This window comes from Bradyrhizobium sp. OAE829 (genome assembly GCF_040546575.1).
GTDB lineage: Bacteria > Pseudomonadota > Alphaproteobacteria > Rhizobiales > Xanthobacteraceae > Bradyrhizobium.
On sequence record NZ_JBEPOE010000001.1, the window covers coordinates 7,496,156 to 7,520,218 of the forward strand.

Genomic DNA, 24,063 nt, shown 5'->3' on the forward strand with positions numbered 1-24,063 from the left:
AATGGCAGATTCGTTGAAACCCGATTTGCGGGGGCTGGATGCAGGAGAGTTGAGAAAGCTCCTGGCGCTGGCGAAGGACCGCAGCCGGAGTGCCAACAGGGGTGAACCTGTCTCGATACCGGCGGTGCCGCGCGACGGGCCGCTTGCGTTGTCGTTTGCGCAGCAACGGCTTTGGCTGCTGGCGCAACTCGACGGCAGCAGCACCAACTATCACATTCGCGGCGCGCTGCGCCTCTCGGGCGACCTCGACGTCACCGCCTGGCGCCGCAGTCTGGACCAGCTGTTTGCGCGGCACGAATCGCTGCGCAGCATTTTTTGTGTTGCCGATGGACAGCCTTGCGTCGAGCTGTTGCCTGCCGGTCAGGGCTTGCCTTTGCTCGTGCATGATTTGCGGGCCGAACCAGCGCGCGAGCAGGTGCTTGAGCGCCTGTGCCGCGACGAGACCGATACGCCCTTCGATCTCTCGCAGGGACCGTTGATCCGCGGGCACCTCATCCGGACCGCGGAGAGCGAGTATCTGTTCCTGCTGACCCAGCATCATATCGTTTCCGACGGCTGGTCCATTGGAGTGCTCGTGCGCGAGTTGGGCGCTCTGTATCGCGCCTTCGTGGCCGGCGAGGGCGATCCGCTACCGGCGCTGCCGATTCAGTATCCGGACTATGCCGCCTGGCAACGCCAGTGGCTTGCGGGCGAACGTTTGCAGCGGCAGGTCGGCCATTGGCGGCAGACGCTGGCGGATGCGCCAGCGTTGCTCGAATTGCCGACCGATCGGCCGCGGCCACCGGTCAGGTCACTTGCCGGCGCTTCACTGCCGATCGAGATCGACGCCGAGCTTGCACGTGGCATCAAGCAGCTGAGCCAATCTCATCGCGCGACCGCATTCATGACGGTGCTGGCGGCGTGGGCGGCCGTGCTGTCGAGGCTATCAGGTCAGAGCGATGTCGTGATCGGTACGCCCACGGCCAATCGCAACCGGCGCGAAATCGAGGGTCTGGTCGGCTTCTTCGTCAATATGCTGGCGCTTCGCGTCGATTTGTCGGGCGAACCTGACGTGGCGGAGCTACTGAGCCGCGTGCGCGGTGCTGCGCTGGCGGCTCAGGACCATCAGGATTTGCCGTTCGAGCAACTCGTCGAGATCATTCAGCCGCCGCGGCGTCTGGACCATGCCCCGGTGTTTCAGGTCGTATTCGCCTGGCAGAACAACGAGGCGGCGACGTTTGAATTGCCGGGCCTGAAGGCCGAGATCACGGACACGGCTCTGAGCGAGATCAAGTTCGATCTTGAGCTCAACCTGGGCGAGGCCGACGGCCGCATCGTTGGGGCCCTGAACTACGCGACGGCGCTGTTCGACGAGGCAACCATCAGGCGTCATCGGGAATATCTGCTTGCCGTGCTGCGGGCCATGGTCGCCGATGCGGATCAGGTCGTCGACCGGATCGACATGGCTGATGCCGACGAGCGCGAACTCGTTCTGGAGACCTGGAACCAGACCGCTACGCCGTACCTGTCCGAACATTGCATCCACGAACTGTTCGCAGAGCAAGTCCGGAAGGCACCCGATGCCATTGCGCTGGCACATGAGGATACTCGCCTGAGTTACAGCGAACTGGATGCAAAGGCCAACCAGCTCGCGCACCATCTGATCAGGCGGGGCGCGGGTCCGGACCAGCCGGTCGCGATCTGCCTGGAACGCGGCATTGCCATGGTCGTCAGCCTGCTGGCCGTACTCAAGGCCGGCGGCGCCTATCTGCCGCTGGATCCCGCTTATCCGTCCGAACGGTTGCGGCAGATCGTCGTTGACGCAAGACCAAAGCTGTTGATTTGCGACGATGCCGGGCGCGCGGCACTCGCGGGAACGGCGTGCGATATCGTTGATCTGGAAGCGCACGCGCCTGTTGTCGCCGGGTTAGCGAAATCAAGTCCCGAGGTCGCGGGTCTGACGTCAAGTCATCTTGCCTATATCATCTATACTTCGGGTTCTACCGGCACGCCAAAAGGCGTGATGATAGAGCATCGCGGTGTGGTGAACCTGGCGCTGGCCCAACGGGCGCTGTTTGAAGTTTCCGCGCGCAGCCGCGTCGTACAGTTCGCTTCCTTCAGCTTTGACGCCAGCACCTGGGAAATCGTCATGGCCCTGTGCTCCGGGGCCGAATTGTTTCTGCTCGGCCCGCGAGAGCATCGCAACGCGGCTGAGCTGCTGGATTATCTGGCACACAACGGCATTACGCACGCAACCCTGCCGCCCGCCCTGCTCCAGGGGCGCACGGACCTTGATCGCCTGGCATCGCTGCAGGTACTTGTCCTCGCCGGCGAACTGCCCAAGGCCGAGTTGATCAAGGGCGTGCCTTCAAGCGTGGCCGTTTTCAACGGCTACGGTCCCACGGAGACAACCGTCTGCGCCACCACCTGGCTGCGGCCGATGGGCTTTCAAGGCGGCGTCGTCCCGATCGGTCGTCCACTACCCAACACGCGGATTTACCTGCTGGATAGATTCGGCGCGCCGGTTCCGCTCGGGGCGACCGGCGAGATCTATGTCGGGGGAGCAGGGGTTGCCCGCGGGTATCTCAATCGCGCCGATCTAACGGCGGAACGGTTCGTGTTCGATCCCTTCAGCGGCGACGCAGGCGCGCGGATGTATCGCACCGGCGATCTCGGACGTTACCTGCCGGATGGGAATATCGAGTTCCTCGGCCGCAATGACCATCAGGTCAAGATCCGCGGCTTCCGCATCGAGTTGGGCGAGATCGAATTTCGCTTGAACGAGCACGCCGGCGCGGCCGATGCGGTGGTGCTGGCGCGCCAGGATCACGGCGGCGACCCGCGGTTGGTTGCCTATGTGGTGCCGTCGGCGCCGGGTGACGACGGCGGTGATCTAGCGGCTGCACTACGCAGCCACCTCCGCGCCTGCTTGCCGGAGTATATGGTGCCCTCGGCCTTCGTGCGCCTGGACGCGTTGCCGCTCACGCCGAACGGCAAGGTCGATCGTAAGGCGCTGCCGTCGCCCGAGGACGATGCCTTCGTGCGCGGCGACTATGAAGCGCCGCAAGGCGAACGCGAAGAAACGGTTGCCAAGATCTGGACCGAGCTGCTCGGCATCGAGCGCATTGGACGGAACGATCACTTCTTTGAACTCGGTGGCCACTCGCTGCTCGCGGTCCGCATGCTGGAGCGGTTGCAGCGGCATTCGCTCAGCGCGGACGTGCGCACGCTGTTTGCCCTGCCGGTGCTGGCTGATTTTGCGGCGAACCTTGATGGCGGCGGCGTGGCCGACGTGCCGGCCAACGTGATCCCGATGCAGGCGACGGCGATCACGCCCGATATGCTGCCATTGATAAGGCTGGAGCAATCGGACATCGACAGCATCGTGGCGCGTGTTCCAGGCGGCGTTGTTAACGTCCAGGATATATACGGATTATCGCCGCTTCAGGACGGCATCCTGTTTCACCATTTGCTGGCAGCGGAGGGTGACCCTTATCTGCTCGTCGGCCAGATGGCGTTTACGAACCGCGAGTTGCTCAACGGCTATCTCGCAGCCGTTCGGCAAGTGATCGATCGTCACGACATTCTTCGCACCTCGATTGAATGGGAGGGGCTGTCCACCCCGGCGCAGGTGGTGTGGCGACAGGCTCCGTTGATCGTCACCGAGGTAGAGCTGGACCGCGAAAGCCCGGCGCACGAACAGCTTGCACGGCGTTTCGATCCACGACGGAACAGAATTGATCTTGGCCAGGCACCGCTGTTGCGCTTCGCGGTGGCCCGCGATCCCGGTAAGGATCGTTGGCTGCTGCTGGTATTGCTGCATCACCTGATCGGCGATCATTCCACCCTGGAAGTGATGCATGACGAAGTCCGGAACATACTGTCCGGGCGCGGTCATGACCTGCCGGCTCCGTACCCGTTCCGAAATCTCGTGGCCCAGACGCGGGGAGCGGAAGCGACGGCCGGGCACGAGCGCTTTTTCCGGAACATGCTGTCTGATATCGATGAGCCGACCACGCCGTTTGGTCTGGACAGGGTGCACGGCGACGGCCGTGGCGTGGTGGAAGCCCGGCGAACGATGTCGCAATCGCTCAACGGACGGCTGCGGGTTCAGGCGCGTCGTCTGGGAGTAAGCCTCGCCAGTCTCTGTCATCTCGCCTGGGGCCAGGTGGTGGCGCGGAGCAGTGGACGCGAGCACGTCGTGTTCGGCACGGTGTTGTTCGGCCGCATGCAGGCCGGCGCCGGTGGCGACCGCACCATGGGGTTGTTCATCAACACATTGCCGCTGCGGCTCGACCTCGATGGCACCGCGGTCGAAGACAGCGTTCGCCTTGCGCATGCCCGGCTCGCCGAACTGATGGCGCATGAGCATGCCTCGCTGGCGCTTGCGCAACGCTGCAGCAAGGTTGCGGCGCCGGCTCCCTTGTTCAGTTCGATCCTGAACTACCGCCATAACGCCATGCCGGCCGGCTCGACCGCGGGTGAGACCGCCGCCGGTGTCGATGGCATCGAGTGGCTCGGCGGCGAAGAGCGCACCAATTATCCCTTGATGCTGTCGGTCGAGGACTACGGTCAGGCACTAGGTCTGACGGCGCAAGTGATCCATCCGCTGTCGCCTGAACGCGTCTGCGCGTTGATGGAGCATGCGCTCGAGCAACTGGCCGATAATCTGGAGCGACGGCCGCAGTTTCCCGTCCGGCAACTCGATATTCTGCCGCCCGAGGAGCGCGAGCTTCTGCTCGAGACGTGGAATCGAACGGATGCCCGGTATCCGCGAGATCGCTGCCTTGTCGCGCAGTTTGAGGAACAGGTCCGCCGGTCTCCGGATGCGATCGCGCTGGTGTTTGGCGGTGCGGAGCTGAGCTATGGCGAACTGAACAAGCGAGCCAACCGGCTGGCGAGAGGTCTGCGGGATCACGGCGTCGGGACGGACGTGGTGGTCGGTCTGGCGCTGGAGCGCGGCGTCGCGATGATGGTGGCGTTGCTGGCGGTGCTGAAGGCGGGCGGCGCCTATCTGCCGCTCGATCCGGATTACCCGCCGGAGCGGCTTTCCCACATGCTGCGCGACAGCGGTGCGGGGGTGGTGCTGACGCAGTCGTCGTTGCTGGAGCAGTTTGCGCCAGTGCTCAAGGAGACCGGCGCCGAGGCGTGGCTGCTCGACGAGCAGGATGGCGGTGAGGGTGGTGATGTCGATAATCTTGATCTCACGATCCATCCCGAGAGCCTGGCCTATGTGATCTACACCTCAGGCTCGACCGGCCTGCCCAAGGGCGTGATGGTCCGCCACGATGCAGTGACGAACTTCTTGGCGACGATGGCGGAACAGCCGGGGATGGCGCCACAGGACCGCGTGCTCGGCCTGACGTCGCTGTCGTTCGACATTGCGGTGCTGGAACTGTGGCTGCCGCTCACGCTGGGCGCGCGCGTGGTGCTGGCGGATCGCGCCACCGCGCATGATCCGGGCCGGCTCAAGGCGATGGTGACAGCCCAAGGCGTGACGATGATCCAGGCGACGCCGTCGACCTGGCGGATGCTGCTCGATCACGACGGGCCACAGCTTCCGCAAAGCTGCCGGGTGCTGTGCGGCGGCGAGGCGTTGCCACCGGACCTTTCGCGGCGGCTGGTGGCGCAGGCCGGCGAGGTCTGGAACCTGTACGGCCCGACCGAGACCACGGTGTGGTCGGCCCGCCATCGCCTCGACGCAAGGGATGATAGGCCGCTGCTGGGTGGTCCGATCGGTAACACCACGCTGCACATTCTCGACAACGATCTCAACCTGGCGCCGGTCGGGGTTGCCGGCGAGCTCTATATCGGCGGCGAAGGACTCGCGCGCGGCTATTGGCAGCGCGGCGCACTGACGGCGGAACGTTTTATTCCCGATCCGTTTGGCCCTGCCGGTGCGCGGCTGTACCGCACTGGCGACGTGGCGCGGTGGCGCGCCGACGGCGTAATCGAATATATCGGACGTTCCGATCACCAGGTGAAGATCCGCGGCTTCCGGATTGAGCTTGGCGAGATCGAGGCGCGGCTGATGGAGCAGGCCGCCGTGCGCGCAGCCGTGGTGGTGGCGCGCGAGGTCGGCGCTGGCCGCCAGCTGGTGGGCTATGTCAGCGGCGAGGCGTCGCTGGATGGCTCAGCGCTCAAGACCGCGCTGTCATCGGTGCTGCCGGACTATATGGTGCCGGCGCGCATCGTGGTGCTGGATCGATTGCCGCTGACGCCGAACGGCAAGATCGACCGCAAGGCGCTGCCGGCGCCGGATCAGCTTGCCACTGCCGAGCATGTTGCGCCGCGCACGCCGACCGAGGCGGCGCTGGCCGCGATTTGGGCCGACCTGCTGCGCCAACCGAACATCGGCGTGACGGACAATTTCTTTGAGCTCGGCGGGGATTCGCTCACCGCCGTCCAGCTCATCAGCCGTATCAAGCGCGATCTCGGCCATGATCTGGCGCTGAACCGCCTTTTTGAAATGACGACCGTTGAGACGATGGCGGCTGGCCTCGCCCCGGAGATTCAGGTCGACAAGCGCGGCGATGACATCGCCGCGATGCTCGACATGTTGAAGGAAGTCGAATTTTCCGATGAGTGACACCGCCACTACGCAAAAGCAGCAGCTTCGCGACATCTCTCGGCGATTGATGCGCCTAGATGCGAACAAGCAGCATGCGTTCCTGACGCAACTGGCGGCCAAGGGCGTTAACCTCGCCATGCTGCCGATTGCGCGCCAGGAACGGACGCGTGCGCCGCTTTCCTTTGCGCAGTCGCGCCTCTGGTTCCTGTGGCGAATGGATCCGGATAGTGCCGCCTACAATATCTCGGCGACCGTTCGGGTGCGCGGCCAACTCGATGTGCACGCGATGCAGCAAGCCTTCGACAGGCTGGTTGTCAGGCACAGCGCGCTTCGCACGGTGTTTCGGCAAGAAGGCAGGGAAGCCGAGCAGATCCTGCTCGACCCGCAGCCGGTCGAGATCAGGCACGTCAAGGTGGATGACCATGATTGCGAACAGCAGGCTCGCCTGCTGGCGCGCGAGGAAGCCGCGCGACCCTTCGATCTCGAGGCCGGCCCGCTCATGCGGGTCGCAGTGCTGACGCTGGAAGAAGACGACAGGTTTGTCGTGGTCAGCCTGCACCATATCGTCGCCGACGGCTGGTCAATGGCGGTGCTGGTCGAAGAGTTCTGGCAGTTGTATGCAGCCGTTGCGCGAGGCGGGACGCCGGCGCTGCCGGAGCTCGATGTTGAATATATCGACTATGCCGAATGGCAACGACTCTGGATGAGCGCGGTCGACGGCGAGCGGCAGATCGACTATTGGACGACCCGGCTGAACGATCCGGCGGTGCTGCAGCTTCCCATTGATCGGGCGCGGCCGGCGGAACTCGACCTCGCCGGCGCAGCGGTTCGCATGGAGCTTGATCCCGCGCTTGCCGATGCCCTGCGCACTCTGGCGCGCACGCACAAGACGACGCTGTTCGCTATTCTGCTGGCGAGCTTCAAGTTGCTTCTCTATCGCTACACGGGACAAACCGACATCGGCGTTGGCGTGCCGGTCGCCAATCGCCAGCGGGACGAGACCCGGGGGATGATCGGTCTGTTCGTCAACACCCAGGTGCTGCGCACGCAGCTCGACGGACGCGCGACGATCGCTGATTTCATCGCAACCGTCCATGCAGCCACGATCGAAGCCCAGGAGAACCAGGATCTTCCGTTCGAGCGGCTATTGGAGGTACTGCAGCCCAAGCGCAGCCTGAGCCAGAATCCGCTCTTCCAGGTGCTCTACAACCACCAACGCCGCCGGACATCGGACAATTCGCTCGGCCTGACCGGCCTGCAAATCGAAAAAATCGAACCTAATGTCGATACCGTCAAGTTCGATCTGGCGCTCGACAGCGAAGAGGGACCGTCAGGAGAGATACGCGCGATTTTCACCTACGCGACGGCTCTGTTCGAAGCGGCGACGATCGAACGCCTTGCGACGCATTGGATCACGCTCCTCAGCACGATGGCTCAGAAACCGTCTCAGTCCATCGCCGGCATCGCGCTGCTTTGCGAGCAGGAACTGACTCAAATCAGGAGCTGGAACGGAGCAGACGCTGGTTCGGCGCCCCCGTTCACTCCGGTGCACCAGACGGTGGCCCGCTTTGCCGCGCAAACGCCCGATGCGCCGGCGTTGGTTTTCGGCGACGACGTTATCTCGTATGATGAACTCAACCGTCGCGCCAACCGCCTTGCGCATCGCCTGATCCGTCTGGGTGTCACCAGTTCCGACCTGGTCGGCCTGTCGGCGCAACGTTCGCCATCTCTCGTCGTGGCGCTCCTGGCCGTATTGAAGACCGGCGCCGCCTATCTGCCGCTCGATCCCGACCATCCCGTCAAGCGGCAGCTTGCCACCATGCGCGACGCCGGCGTGCGTTTTGTGCTGACGGATGCGGCCGGCGAAGCGCTGATCCCGAAAAAGTCCGGAGTCGAAGTTGTTGTGCTCGACGCTGCTGGTCCTGAACAGGAGACGGAGAGCGATCCTGCGATCGCCGTGGGAACGCAAAGCCTCGCCTATGTGATCTACACGTCGGGTTCGACCGGAATACCGAAAGGTGTCGCAGTCGAGCATGGGCCGTTCGCGATGCATTGCGAAGTGACCGCCGACCTCTACGATATGGACCGGCATTCCCGTGAACTGCATTTCCTTTCCTTTACCTTCGACGGCGCGCATGAACGGCTCTGGACCGCGCTGACCTGCGGCGCCGCGCTCATAATGCGGGATGAGAATCTGTGGTCGGCCGAGCAGACGCTGGACGTCATGCGGAAACAGCGCGTCACCAACGCCGGCTTTCCACCGGCTTACCTGCAGCAGCTCGCCGACTTTGCTGAGTGGCGCGGCGACCCGCCGCCGGTCTCGCTCTATTCTTTCGGCGGGGAGGCGATGCCGAAAGCAGGATTCGACAAGGTCAAGCGCGCGCTCAAGCCGAGGACCTTGATCAACGGTTACGGCCCGACCGAAACCGTCGTGACGCCGCTGGTCTGGAAGGTTGATGCCAGCGAAGAGATCGAGGGCAGTTATGCCCCTATCGGCCGCCCGGTCGGCCGGCGATCGGCCTATGTCCTTGATGCCGATCTGAACATCGTACCGGTCGGCGTGACTGGCGAATTGTTCATCGGCGGCGAAGGCTTGGCGCGGGGCTACTGGCGGCGCGGCGCGCTGACGGCGGAGCGATTCATCCCCGATCCCTTTGGCGCGCCGGGCATGCGGCTATACCGCACCGGCGATCTGGCCCGATGGCGTCCGGATGGCGTGATCGAGTATCTCGGCCGCTCCGATCATCAGGTCAAGATTCGCGGTTTCCGGATTGAGCTCGGCGAAATCGAGGCGTGGCTGATGCGTCAGCCCGGCGTGCAATCGGCGGTCGTTGTTGCCCGCGACGCCGGGGCAACCCATCAGCTGGTGGGTTATGTCTGTGGTGAAGGGGCGTTCGACGAGACGGCGATGCGCGCCGCGCTCGCGGATGGGCTACCCGACTACATGGTGCCGGCCCGCATCGTCAGACTTGAAAGCCTGCCGCTCACCGCTCACGGCAAGGTGGATCGGGAAGCTTTGCCGGTCCCCGAAATGCCCACCGCAGCGCACGTCGCGCCGCGCACCGCGACGGAGACGACGCTTGCCGCGATCTGGGCGGAGCTCCTTGGCCAGCCCCTGATTGGCGTCGACGACAACTTCTTCGAACTTGGCGGCGATTCGATCATCTCGCTGCAGATGGTCGGCCGCGCCCGGCAGGCCGGCCTGCTGATCGAGCCGCGTGACGTTTTCCGGCACCAGACGTTGCAGGAACTGGCGCTGGCGGCGCGCACGGAACAGACCATGCCCGACGCTGAGCCAGAGAGGGATCTGGCGGGTAGCGAGCACCAGCTGTTGCCGATCCAAGCGCGGTTTTTCGGCGAGGACGCTGGCGAGCGCCATCACTGGAACCAGGCCGTATTGTTGATGCCGCAGTCGCGGCTGGATTGGGCGGTCGTGGAGCGCACGGTCGCTGCTATCGTGGCGCATCACGATGCGCTGCGCCTGCGCTTCGAAGAGATCGACGATGTCTGGCACGCGACTTATGGCGCCGCACCTCCGGTCTCGGAATTGCTCTGGATTCGGCGTGGCGTACGCGATGCGGCCGAGGTGACGGCGCAGGCGTCAGCAGCCCAGGCCAGCCTTTCATTGCAAGGACCGCTGTTGCGAGTGGTCGGAATGGACCTGGCCGACGGCAGCCAGCGGCTGCTGATATCCGTGCATCATCTCGTCATCGACGGCGTGTCATGGCGGGTCCTGCTGGAAGACGTCGCATCGGCTTACGGTCAGATGGCACAGGGCGCGGCCTCGGTTACGTTGGCGCCAAAGAGCCAATCCTATTCGTCCTGGGCCGCGCGCTTGAAAGCGCATGCAGGCAGCGTCGAACTGGCGGCCGAGCTGCCGTATTGGATCGAACGCAAGCCCAACGCCGATCTGCCCTGCGACAACGATCATGGCAACGTCGATCGGGTTGCCGAGGGTGAGGAAATCTCGCTGACATTCGACGCGGGCCTGACGACGCGGCTACTCAAGGAAGCGCCGTCCGCCTACCGCACCCAGGTCAACGATCTGCTGCTGGCGGCGTTGGCGCGCGCGGTATCGTGCTGGAGCGGGATTGACGATGTCCTCGTCGAACTCGAAGGCCATGGCCGGGAAGACATCTTCCCCGGTACGGAGATTTCACGCACGGTGGGCTGGTTCACCACCGCGTTCCCTGTCCGGCTGCCTAGAGGTTCGGACGACGACGCTGCGCTGATCAAGGCCGTCAAGGAAGAGCTGCGGGCGATCCCGGCGCGCGGGCTGGGCTATGGCATTCTGCGCTATCTCGGCACCGAAGCGCAGCGCCATGCGCTTTCCGCAATCCCCGAGCCGCGTATCGTTTTCAATTATCTCGGCCAGTTCGATGCGAGCCTGGGTGAGGGGGCCTCATTCAAGGTTGCGCCCGAGAGCGCCGGCGCCGCACGCAGCGCGAGCGCGCCGCTTGGTCGCTGGCTCAGCATCAATGGCCAGGTGCGCGACGGCCTGCTGCGGCTGTCGTTCAGTTTTGGTAGCCGGCGCTACCGGCGCGTGACGGTGGAACGTCTCGCAGCGCACTATGCGGCAGCCTTGCGGGAGCTGGTGGACCATTGCACCGGCGGCGCGCATGGGATTACGCCGTCGGACGTCGAACTCTCCCGCTTGAGCCAGGCCGACCTCGACGTTCTCAGTGCGACGATCGATTGTCGTGAGATCGAGGACATCTATCCGCTGTCGCCGATGCAGCAGGGAATGCTGTTCCATGCGCTGCGCGATGGCGAAAGCGGAAATTATGTCAACCAGGTCGGCCTGGAAATCCGTGGCATCGATTCCGGCAGGCTGCGAGCGGCCTGGCAGGAAGTAAGCGCCCGGCACGCGGTACTGCGCACTGGTTTCGCCTGGCGCGAACTGTCGGGCGCGGCCCAGCAGGTGGTGTATCGTCATGTGACGCTGCCGTTCGTCGAAGAAGACTGGCGCGAACGGGCGGCCAGCATGGACCGCAGCGAACTCGAGGCCGCCCTGGCGTTGGCGTCGCAGGCCGAGCGTGGCCAGGGATTCGATCTGTCGCATGCGCCCCTACAGAGGGTGCGGCTGATCAGGCTCGGGGAAGGCCGCCACTGGCTGATCTGGACGCATCACCACATTCTGATCGACGGCTGGAGCTCGGCGCGACTGGTGGCCGAGATACTGCAGCACGAACGCGGCAGCCGATTGCCCGCTGTGCGCGGCCGCTATCGTGACTATATCGGCTGGCTGCAAAGGCAGGATCGCGACGTGTCGGCGGCGTTCTGGCGTACCGCCTTGGCCGAGCTGGGCGAGCCGAGCTTCGTGGCGGATGTCCTGGGAGGACCTTCGAGCACAGGCGCAGCCGGTCACGGTTCGCTGGATCTGCTTCTCACGCCTGATCTGACCGCCAGCTTGCAGGCGTTTGCCAGGCGCGAGCGCGTGACGTTGAACACGCTCCTGCAGGGCGCGTGGGCGCAACTGTTGCGGTGTCATACCGGGCAGCGCGTCGTCTGCTTCGGTGCGACGGTCTCGGGCAGGCCGGCGGAGATCGCCGGGTCCGAGGAAATGGTCGGCCTGTTCATCAACACCCTGCCGGTGGTTGATCAGGCAAATCCGCAAACCGAAACCGGTGCATGGCTTCGCGACCTGCAGGCACGCAACATTGATCTGCGCGACCATGGCTGGATGCCGCTCTACGAGATCCAGCGCCTGGCCGGACGATCCGGCCGGCCGCTGTTCGACAGCATCCTGGTGTTCGAGAACTATCCGATCGATGAGACCTTGCGCGGCGAGGATGAAAGCGGTTCCCGCTTTGGACGGGTCGAGCAGGTCTCGATTACCAATTATGCGCTGACGGTCGCGGTATTTGCCAAGACCGACGGCATCAACCTCGGTTTCCGCTATGACCACGGCCGGTTCGATCAGGACCAGATAAGATATCTGCAAGCCTGCCTGTCGCGCCTGCTCGCGCAGATCGTGACGGATGCCGCCGCGCCGCTTGGTGAACTCACCGGGCTCGACGTCGATGAGGTCAGGCAAATACTCGCCTGGAGTGGCGGCGCAATCGAGTTCGACAGGATCCCGGTTTTTGGTGGCGGAATCGTTGCCCGGATCGAGGCGCAGGCCGCTGATTCACCGTCCTCGATCGCGTTGGTCTTCGGCGATCAACAGGTCAGCTATGGCGAATTGAACGCTCGCGCCAATCGTCTGGCGCGACAGTTGCGGGACCGAGGTATTGGCCGCGACCAGCTGGTCGGTGTCGCGCTGGAGCGCAGCGTCGAACTAATCGTCGGCGTCCTCGCGGTGCTGAAGGCGGGGGGAGGCTATCTGCCGCTCGATCCGGATTATCCTGCCGACCGGCTGCTGCATATGCTGCGCGACAGCGGGGCGAGGCTGGTGCTGACTCAAAGCCGGCTGCTAGAACGCCTCGCGCCCGTGATTGCTGAAGCGGCGGCGGAAGCCTGGAACATCGACGTGGAGAATGAGGCCGGGGTAGCAGAGCCGGGCAGCAATCTCGACATCGCGCTTGATCCGGCAGGACTCGCCTATGTCATGTACACGTCGGGATCGACGGGCATGCCAAAGGGCGTGGCTTGCTCGCATGGCGCGCTGGCCGCACGGCTCGGCTGGATGCAGGCGGAATATCGCCTCGATGCCAGCGAAACCTTGCTGCAGAAAACGCCGTTCAGCTTCGACGTCTCGGTGTGGGAAATCCTGTGGCCGCTTGCCGTCGGCGCACGCCTTGCGATCGCCGCGCCGGGTGCGCATCGCGAACCGCGGCTTCTCATTGACGCGGTCGTTGCTCACGATGTGACGACGCTGCATTTCGTGCCGCCGATGCTCGAGCATTTCATTGCTGAGCCGGAGGTGCAACGCTGCGTGACGCTCAAGCGGCTGTTTGCCGGCGGTGAAGCCTTGCCTGCGGAGTTGAAGGCGCGTGTGCTCGCGGCCTTCCCCAACGTTCGCTTCGACAACCGCTACGGTCCGACCGAAGCCCTGATCAACGCGACGTTCTGGAATTGCCGCGACGACGGCGTGGCGCGCGTGCCGATCGGACGACCCATTCCGGGCACCGCCATTCGCATCCTTGACGCCTCGCTGAACATGGTTCCGGCCGGGGTGACGGGCGAGTTGTTCATCGGCGGCGTCGGTCTGGCGCGCGGCTATTGGCAGCGCCAGGGGCTGACGGCGGAACGGTTCATTCCGGATCCGTTCGGCGGTCCCGGCGAGCGGCTGTACCGGACGGGGGATCTGGCGCGCTGGCGCCCCGACGGCGCCATCGAGTATGTCGGACGATCCGATCATCAGATCAAGATCCGCGGCTTCCGCATTGAACTAGGAGAGATCGAAGCGCGGCTGCTCGAGCTGCCCGGCGTGCGCTCCGCGGTGGTGGTTGCGCGCGAGGTGGGTCTTGCACGTCAGCTCTTCGGTTATGTTTGCGGGACGGACGAACTCGACGGGACGGACTTGCGCGCGGCGCTGTCATCTGTTCTCCCCGACTATATGGTGCCGTCGCGGATCGTGACGCTGGAACGGCTGCCGCTGGCGCCGAACGGCAAGGTAGACCGCCGTGCGCTCCCGGCGCCGGACGCGATCGATACCGGCGCGGAGCACCAGGCGCCGCGTACCCCGGTGGAAATGGCGCTTGCGGCGATCTGGGCCGAACTGCTCGGCCGACCTGTCGTTGGCCTTGCCGACAATTTCTTCGAACTCGGCGGCGATTCGATTATCTCGCTGCAAATGGTGAGCCGCGCCCGACGCGCCGGTTACCTGATCGAACCGCGCGATGTGTTCCAGCATCAGACGCTGGAAGCCCTGGGGCTCGCGGCACGTACCGAGCAACTGAGCGAGACGCGCGCCGAACAGGGGTTGATTGTCGGCTCACATCCATTGCTGCCGATCCAGACGCGGTTCTTCGCAGAGGATGTCGGAGAACGGGATCACTGGAACCAGGCGGTGCTGTTGCGGCCAAAAGACCGGCTTGATTGGCAGGTCATGGGACGCGCGATAGCGGCCGTGGTGGCCCATCACGACGCCTTGCGGCTTCGCTTCGAAGCGAGGGACGGCGTGTGGGGCGCGGAGCATGGCGCCGCGCCGGATGTGGCTGAACTGTTGTGGATCCGAAGCGCTGTTGATGGCGAAGCCGTTACGGCGCTTGCATCGTCGGCGCAGGCAAGCCTGTCGCTGGCCAATGGGCCGCTGTTGCGCGCGGTTGGCATCGATGTCGCCGACGGCAGCCAGCGTCTGCTGATCGTGATCCATCATTTGGTGGTCGACGGCGTGTCGTGGCGGGTGCTGCTGGAGGACGTCGCGGCGGCGTACAGCCAGTTGACGCGAAGCGACATGGTCGCGCTTCCGCCGAAGAGCCATGCCTATTCGCTGTGGGGCGCCCGGCTGGAAGCTCACGCAGCGTCGTCCGAACTGGCGGCGGAATTACCCTATTGGGTGGAGCGCAGCGGACCGGCTGATTTTCCGTGCGACGACGATCATGGCGGTGTCGACACCATCGCCGACGCCGATGAAATCTCACTGTCGTTCGACGCAGAACTGACGCAACGCCTGCTGACGGACGCTCCTTCCGCCTATCGCACGCAAGTAAACGACCTTCTCCTCGCCGGCCTGGCGCGCGCCGTTTGGCGATGGAGCTGCCAGGACGATGTCCTGGTCGAGCTGGAAGGTCACGGCCGTGAGGATCTGTTCGGCGATATCGACATCTCGCGTACGGTCGGCTGGTTTACGACCGCGTTTCCCGTGTGTCTGGCCGGCGGCTCGAAGGATCCGTCGTCGTTGATCAAGACCGTGAAAGAGGAGCTTCGCGCCATTCCCGGCCGGGGGCTGGGCTACGGCGTACTGCGCTATCTCGGCTCTGAAGAGCAGCGCGCGACTCTGTCGAAAGCGATCGAGCCGAAGGTCACGTTCAATTATCTCGGCCAGATCGACGGCGGCGCCAGCGAGGCATTCGCCATGGCGCCGGAAAGCGCGGGCCCCTCGCGGAGCGCATCGAGCCCGCTGCGGCGCTGGCTCAGCGTCAACGGCACGGTGCGCGAGGGCCAGTTGCGGCTGTCGTTCGGCTTCGGCCGCAAACGCTATCGGCGCGAGACGGTCGAACGGCTGGCCGCATTGTATGAGGCGGCGCTGCGGGAGTTGGTGGATCACTGCACCAGCGGAGCATGCGGGCTGACACCATCGGATGTGGCGTTGTCCGGGCTCAGCCAGACCGATCTCGACCGGCTGGAGCTCGACTGGCGCCAGATCGAGGATGTCTATCCGTTATCGCCGATGCAACAGGGCATGCTGTTCCATGCGATGCACGACGGCGAGAGTGGGCTCTACGTCAATCAGGTTGCCGCCGAGATACATGGCCTTGATGCCGGCAAGCTTCGGCTGGCCTGGCAGGCGGTCAGCGATCGGCATGCGGTGCTTCGGACGGGGTTTGTCTGGCGCGACCTGTCAGGTTCAGCGCAACAAGTCGTCTATCGCCATGCCGAGGTACCGTTCGTCGAGGAAGATTGGCGCGCGCGCCTTGTGGTGCAGGAGCAATGCGGACTCGAAGCTGCCCTCAAGGACGTCTCGCTTCAGGAACGCCTCGAAGGCTTTGATCTGTCGCGGCCGTCCTTGCAGCGGGTCCGGCTGATTCGTTTGGGAGAAGATCGTCACTGGCTGATCTGGACCCATCATCACATCCTGCTCGATGGATGGAGTTCGGCGCGACTGATCGCCGAGGTGTTGCAATACAGCGGCGATGCCCGGTTGCCAGCCTTGCAGCGCCGCTATCGGGACTACATCGGCTGGCTGCAGAGCAGGGATCGCGACGCCGCGGCCACGTTCTGGCGCACGGCGATGGCGGAGCGGGGCGAGGCGGGTTTCCTCTCGGATGGCTCGGTGGAACGATCAAGCGGAGAAACGACGGGCCACGGTGCGTTGGCGCTGGAAATGGACGTCGCGCTGACCGGACGGCTGCAGCAATTCGCGGCGCGCGAGCGCGTGACGCTCAACACATTGGTGCAAGCTGCATGGGCGCAATTGCTGCGGCAGCATACCGGGCAGGGCGCGGTCTGCTTCGGCGTCACCGTGTCGGGACGGCCGTCGGAGCTTGCAGGCTCCGAAGACATGGTGGGCCTGTTCATCAATACCTTGCCGGTCGTCGACAGCGTCGGTCCGCAGCAGAAAATCGGCGCATGGTTGCGCGAGCTGCAGGATCGCAATCTGACCATGCGTGAATTCGGCTGGACGCCGCTCTATGAAATCCAACGCCTGGCGGGACGTCCCGGACGGCCGCTGTTCGACAGCATCCTGGTGTTCGAGAATTACCCGGTCGACAGCGCGCTGAAGGAGAAGAACCAGCGCGTCCGCGTCGGCGAGACAAGGATCACCGAGACCAGCAACTATCCGCTGTTCGCAAGCGTGGGTCTCGATGAGCGGCTGCGGCTGGTGCTCAACTATCAGCGCAAGCATTTTGACGAGGCGCAGGTGGCGCGGCTACAGTCCGCCTTCGTGCGGTTGCTGGAAGTGTTAAGCGCCGACGCGGATCGGCCGGTCGGCATGATCGCGGCTAACGATCCTGCCGATCAGGCGCTGCTCTTGCGCATGAATAGTACCCGTCGCGATGAGCTGCGCCGGGGTATTGTCGCGCAGTTCGAAGAGCAGGTTCGCCGGTCTCCGGATGCGATCGCGCTGGTGTTTGGCGATGCGGCGCTGAGCTATGGCGAGCTGAACAAGCGGGCCAACAGACTGGCGCGCGGCTTGCGGGATTACGGTGTCGGCACGGACGTGGTGGTCGGTCTGGCGCTGGAACGCGGCGTCGCCATGATGGTGGCGCTGCTGGCGGTGCTGAAGGCCGGCGGCGCCTATCTGCCGCTCGATCCGGATTACCCGCCGGAGCGGCTTTCCCACATGCTGCGCGACAGCGGCGCGGGATTGGTGCTGACGCAAACGTCGCTGCTGGAGCAGTTTGCCCCGGTGCTCAAGGAGACCGGCGCCGAAGCGTGGCTGCTCGACGAGGCGGATAGAGGCGGGGATCATGACGCCGGCAATCTCGACGTTGCGGTTCACCCCGAGAGTCTGGCCTATGTGATCTACACCTCAGGCTCGACCGGCCTGCCCAAGGGCGTGATGGTCCGCCACGATGCAGTGACGAACTTCTTGGCGACGATGGCGGAACAGCCGGGGATGGCGCCACAGGACCGCGTGCTCGGCCTGACGTCGCTGTCGTTCGACATTGCGGTGCTGGAACTGTGGCTGCCGCTCACGCTGGGCGCGCGCGTGGTGCTGGCGGATCGCGCCACCGCGCATGATCCGGGCCGGCTCAAGGCGATGGTGACAGCCCAAGGCGTGACGATGATCCAGGCGACGCCGTCGACCTGGCGGATGCTGCTCGATCACGACGGGCCACAGCTTCCGCAAAGCTGCCGGGTGCTGTGCGGCGGCGAGGCGTTGCCACCGGACCTTTCGCGGCGGCTGGTGGCGCAGGCCGGCGAGGTCTGGAACCTGTACGGCCCGACCGAGACCACGGTGTGGTCGGCCCGCCATCGCCTCGACGCAAGGGATGATAGGCCGCTGCTGGGTGGTCCGATCGGTAACACCACGCTGCACATTCTCGACAACGATCTCAACCTGGCGCCGGTCGGGGTTGCCGGCGAGCTCTATATCGGCGGCGAAGGACTCGCGCGCGGCTATTGGCAGCGCGGCGCACTGACGGCGGAACGTTTTATTCCCGATCCGTTTGGCCCTGCCGGTGCGCGGCTGTACCGCACTGGCGACGTGGCGCGGTGGCGCGCCGACGGCGTAATCGAATATATCGGACGTTCCGATCACCAGGTGAAGATCCGCGGCTTCCGGATTGAGCTTGGCGAGATCGAGGCGCGGCTGATGGAGCAGGCCGCCGTGCGCGCAGCCGTGGTGGTGGCGCGCGAGGTCGGCGCTGGCCGCCAGCTGGTGGGCTATGTCAGCGGCGAGGCGTCGCTGGATGGCTCAGCGCTCAAGACCGCGCTGTCATCGGTGCTGCCGGACTATATGGTGCCGGCGCGCATCGTGGTGCTGGATCGATTGCCGCTGACGCCGAACGGCAAGATCGACCGCAAGGCGCTGCCGGCGCCGGATCAGCTTGCCACTGCCGAGCATGTTGCGCCGCGCACGCCGACCGAGGCGGCGCTGGCCGCGATTTGGGCCGACCTGCTGCGCCAACCGAACATCGGCGTGACGGACAATTTCTTTGAGCTCGGCGGGGATTCGATCATTTCGCTGCAAATGGTTAGCCGCGCACGCCGCGAAGGCGTCTTGATCGAGCCGCGGGATTGCTTTCAGCATCAGACAATCGAAACGCTTGCGGCGGTCTCCCGGCAGGTCCGGCCGCCAAAGGAAACGCCCACGACAGTCCGGGGCTCGCTTTCGGGCCTGAGCAGCGAACAACTCGAAAAGCTCGGACTCGACTGGAGCCGCATCGAGGATATTTACCCGCTATCGCCGATGCAGCAGGGCATGCTGTTCCATAGCTTGCGTGATGTCGGCAGCGGCGTTTACGTCAATCAGGTCAGCGTTGAAATCCGTGGGCTCGATCCCGAACGCTTCCGGGCCGCATGGCGTGAGGTGACCGCGCGTCATCCGATGCTTCGGACCGGGTTCCTTTGGCGCGAGCTGTCCGGTTCGCCGCTGCAAGCCGTCTATCGCGACGCAGCCGCGCCGTTCGAACAGGAAGACTGGCGCGGGCAAACCGTCAACGACGAACGCATCGCGGCGGCGCTAGCCGGCGAGCGTGCCGCCGAATTTGATCTCTCGGCACCGCCTCTGCAAAGGGTTCGGCTGCTGCGTCTCGAGGACAACTTCCATCGCCTGATCTGGACCTATCATCACATCTTGATGGACGGCTGGAGCTCGGCGCGCTTTGTCGGCGAGGTGCTGGAGCGTTATTACGGCGGATCGCCCGCGGCGAACCCGACGCATTACCGCGACTATATCGCGTGGCTGGTGGCGCAGGACGCGCAAGCGGCCGAACGCTTCTGGCGTGAACAACTCAAGTCTTTCGGCGAGCCGACGCAACTTGCCGATGCCTTCGGTTCTCGTCGTCATCCGGCTTCCGGTCATGCGCGCTGCTACACGCGGCTCGGCGAGACCGAGACCGCGCAGTTGAAGGCGTTCGCTCGCCGTGAGCGGATCACGCTCAACACCATTGTCCAGGGTGTGTGGGCTTTGTTGCTGCAGCGTTATACGGGTCAGCAGACCGTGACTTTCGGCGTCACCGTCGCCGGTCGCCCGGCCGGCCTCGACGGGTCGCAGCAGATGCTCGGTCTCTTCATCAACACGTTGCCCGTGATCGAATCGCCATCGCTCGCAAGCGCGGTCGGAGAATGGTTGCGGGCGCTTCAGGACCGTAACCTGGCGATCCGGGATTATGAGCACACGCCGCTCTATGACATTCAGAGCTGGGCCGGCCGCGGCGGCCAGACGATGTTCGACAGCATCATCGTATTCGAAAACTATCCGATTGAACGCGGCATGTTGCAGAAGGGTGACGGCTCGCTGCAGTTCGGCGGCCTGAAGAATGTCGACGTGACGAACTATCCGATGGACCTGTCGGTGCTCGTCGAGGACACGCTTCAGGTCGAATACACCTATATGCCGAGCCATTTTACGGCACCGCAGGCCGAGCAGATCAGGATGCAGTTCGAGCATCTGCTGGCGGCGCTGACGCGGGACGCTTCGGTGCTGGTTGGCGGCATCGATCCGGTCACCGTGGTTGACGCCGGTCTTGCCGATAAATGCAATCGCCGCGGGGTACCTGCCGTCGCATTGCCGCTGGTGCATGAGGCGATCAGCGCACATGCGAGGCGTCAGCCGGAACGAACGGCTCTTACCATCGGCGGTAATGTGCTTTCGTTCGGGGCGCTCGACGCCAAAGCCAATCGTCTTGCCCATTACCTGATCGGCCGCGGGCTCAAGCCCGAGCAGCGGGTCGGCGTCGTGGTCGAACGGACCGAAGCCACGATGATCGCACTGCTCGCTGTCCTCAAGGCGGGCGGAGCGTATGTTCCGCTCGATCCGGAGCTTCCGTCAGAGCGCCGCAAGTTCGTCATGCGCGATGCCGGGATTTCGTTTCTGCTGACCGGCCAGCTCGAAGATGGCCTGGATGATGTCCAAAGAATCTCTCTTCTCACGTTCGATTTCGATGCCGGTCCGGACCTTGCGCCGCAGCCGGACGTGGATTCCGAGAACCTCGCTTATCTGATCTACACCTCCGGTTCGACGGGGACGCCAAAGGGTGTGGCGGTTGCCCACGGGCCGCTCGCGATGCACTGTCACGTCACGGGAGGGCTCTACGAGATCGACGAGGACTCGTGCGAACTGCATTTCCTGTCGCTGGCTTTCGACGGCGCGCATGAACGCTGGTTGACGGTGCTGTCGCACGGCGCGCGGCTACTGATGCGCGATGCGGAGCTGTGGACGCCGGAACAAACGGTCGAAGCCTTGCACGCACATCGCGTCAGCCATATCGGCCTGCCGCCTGCCTACCTTCAGCAAGTGGCGGAATGGGTCGAGCAGGCGGGCGACCCGCCGCCGGTCAAACTGTATTCTTTCGGCGGCGAGGCGATGCCGAAGGCGGGATTCGACAAGGTCAAGCGCGTCCTGAAACCGCGCATCCTGATCAATGGTTATGGTCCGACCGAAACCGTGGTCACGCCCCTGGCCTGGAAGGTCGATGGCGCCGCCGAATGCGATACGCCCTACGCGCCGATCGGCCTGCCGGTCGGTGATCGCAGCGCCTACATTCTCGATAGCTCGCTCAATATCATTCCCGCCGGTGTCGCTGGTGAGCTCTATCTCGGAGGCTTTGGGTTGGCGCGCGGCTATCACGGCAAAGCGGGCATGACGGCCGAGCGTTTCGTGCCGGACCCGTTCGCAGCGGCGCCCGGCGCCCGGCTTTACCGCACCGGCGATCTGGCACGATGGTGCGAAGACGGTACCATTGAATATCTCGGCCGCAGAGACGACCAGGTCAAGATCAACGGCTTCCGGATCGAACTTGGCGAGATCCAGACCTCCCTTCTTCGTCACGAGGAGATCGAGCAGGCGGCGGTGGTGGCGTTGCCGGGCGCAGCCGGAAGCCAGCTTGTTGCCTATGTCGCGCCGAAGGCGGCAAAGGACGCGTCGGGAGCGCCTGCCGAAGCGCTGGTCGACAGATTGACCGATTTCCTGAGGCAGACATTGCCGGTCTACATGGTGCCGACACGGATCATGGTGCTTGATCGCCTGCCGGTCATGTCGAGCGGAAAGATCGACCGGCGCGCGCTGCCCGCTCCCGACACCGCGGCACGAAGCTTCGTTGCCCCGCAGGGGGCTGCGGAAACGGCGATGGCGCGCCTGTGGGCCGACATCCTCAAGCTGCCGCAAGTCGGCGTCACCGACAATTTCTTCGAACTGGGCGGCAACTCGATCCTCAGTCTCAAGGTCGTTGCCCGGCTCCGTCAGGACAAGAGTTTTGGCATCGAGATCAAGCTTCGCGATCTCCTGCAGAAGCCGACGATCCGTGCGCTGCTGGCTGATACAGGTGACGTGGCTCCCGCCGCTGCAGCGGCGCCGTCGGCGTTGCTGCCGTTGAATGCGGCGGTTCACGGAACGATGCCGGTCTTCTGCGTGCATGGTGGTTTTGGCACCGTCTTCGACTACGGACCGCTGGCGCGACGCCTCGACGGACGCCGGCAGGTCATTGGGTTGCAATCCAGGATGCTGGTCGACAGTTCGTGGAGCGACCGGTCGCTGCAGGCGATGGCTGCGGACTATGCAGATGAGATCAGACGCGCGCAGCCGCGCGGTCCGTACAGCCTCATTGGCTGGTCGCTCGGAGGTCTACTCGTCACGCTCGTTGCGGCCGAACTTGAGCGAAGCGGTGAACGCGTGGATTGCCTCGCCCTGGTCGACAGCTTCGTGCTGCGGACTCCAGGCGGATCGAACCCGCCGGAAGCCGAAGCCCATTGGACCGATGATTTGGCGGGACTGCTTTCGGCCGTTATCCAGCACGCTGCAGTTGCCCGTATCCAGCCGTACGTGGAAGCCGCAAAACGCGCCGGCGTGCCGGAGACGTCCGCAGGCGTTCGGCGTCTGGCCGCACAGATATTGGAAGCGGTGCGGAGACCGCTGTCGGACGATACACTGCTCGGCGTCGACGATCTCTGCAGCGCCTTTGCCGTCGGACGGCACCTCAAATCCCTGACGCAGAACGCCGCGCCGCCGCTCCGTGTTCAGGCAGCCCCGTTGTGCTGGTGGACGGCAGTCCGCCTGGCGCAGCGCGATCGGCTGGAGACGCAACTCCCGAATGCCGTCGACCGCGGCAGTGTGGGGGACAACCATTTCACGATCCTCAGGGATGCCGGTCTTCTCAATGAGATCTGCGCGTTGCTGGTTCCGGAGCCGGAATCGACGGTGTCGCAGGACCAAGTGCCGGAACCGGCGGAGTGAACGATCGCATGAGCCTTGATCCCGATATCGCCGCGCTGCTCGAGATGATCCAGCTCGGGACCGAGAGCGGTGCCCGCATCCCGTTCCCGCAGCTGACGGCCACGCAGGCACGCACAGATTTCGACGCGTCGTCACCGTTGCTCGACGTCGACCCTCCGGCGCTGGCATTCGAACGCGAGTTCTCTCTGCCGACGCGGGATGGGGATGCCATCGCCGCGCGGCTCTACGCCGCGCGGGAGCCGGACACGCAAAATCCCACGCCGGTTCTGCTTTATATGCACGGCGGCGGCTTTGTCGTCGGAAGTCTCGATTCGCATGAGCCCTTGTGCCGCGGCCTCGCCGCCGACAGCGGCGTAGCGGTGCTGTCGATTGGTTATCGGCTTGCCCCGGAGCACAAATTTCCGACGGCGTTCGAGGATGCCGTCGATGCCCTGGCCTGGATCGGTCGCGAGGGGGAGGCGGCCGGGCTGGACGCCGGCCGCGTTGCTGTCGGCGGCGATAGCGCCGGTGGGACGCTAGCTGCAGCCCTTGCGATTGCAGCGAAGGCCGATCCAGGCTTGCCGCAGCCGGTCCTGCAGGTTCTCGCCTATCCTGGCCTGAGCTCGCGGCAAAATTCGGATTCTTACGGCCGGTATGGCTCGGGTTTTCTGCTCGAGCGGGACACCGTCGATTGGTTCTTCCGGCAATATCTCCGCGACGATGCCGACCGCGACGATTGGCGCTTTGCGCCGCTGGCCGCGCACGATCTCTCCGGGCTGGCGCCGGCGCTTTTCGTGCTCGCCGAATATGATCCGCTGGTGGACGAGGGGCGTGAGTATGCGGCACGGCTTCGCGCCGCCGGCGTGGCCGTCGATCTCCAGATCTACCCAGGCATGATCCACGAGTTTTTGCGAATGGGAAATGTCGTGACCGACGCCTTGCAGGCGCAGGCGGCGATCGGACAGGCCCTGGCAAACGCGTTTCGTGCCTCCAGCGGCAGGGCTTGGACGGACACGAGGATTGAAGGTATGTCATAATGGTCTTCTGTCCCCCGGCCTTGATCGCAAGAGCTCTTTGAGCCGATTTC

The 24,063-nt window shown here is 64.6% G+C and carries 3 protein-coding genes; all 3 read left to right on the top strand.

Features of this window, described 5'->3' with window-relative positions; genetic code table 11:
* Position 1 precedes the first annotated feature (1 nt).
* From ABIE49_RS35660 to ABIE49_RS35670, 3 genes are read left to right on the top strand one after another with little or no spacing between them, the layout of a single operon-like run.
* Positions 2-6,568, top strand: coding sequence for a non-ribosomal peptide synthetase (locus tag ABIE49_RS35660; protein ID WP_192734504.1), 6,567 nt, complete (start codon positions 2-4; stop codon positions 6,566-6,568).
* Entirely contained in the window at positions 6,561-22,997 is a 16,437-nt protein-coding gene (locus tag ABIE49_RS35665; RefSeq protein WP_192734505.1) for a non-ribosomal peptide synthase/polyketide synthase, read from the top strand. Before ABIE49_RS35660 ends, ABIE49_RS35665 begins: the two co-directional genes overlap by 8 nt.
* 8 nt (positions 22,998-23,005) lie before the next feature.
* The gene (locus ABIE49_RS35670; RefSeq protein WP_192734506.1) at positions 23,006-24,013 is read left to right on the top strand and encodes an alpha/beta hydrolase; all 1,008 of its coding nucleotides are present in this window, start codon (positions 23,006-23,008) and stop codon (positions 24,011-24,013) included.
* The last annotated feature ends 50 nt before the right edge of the window (positions 24,014-24,063 follow it).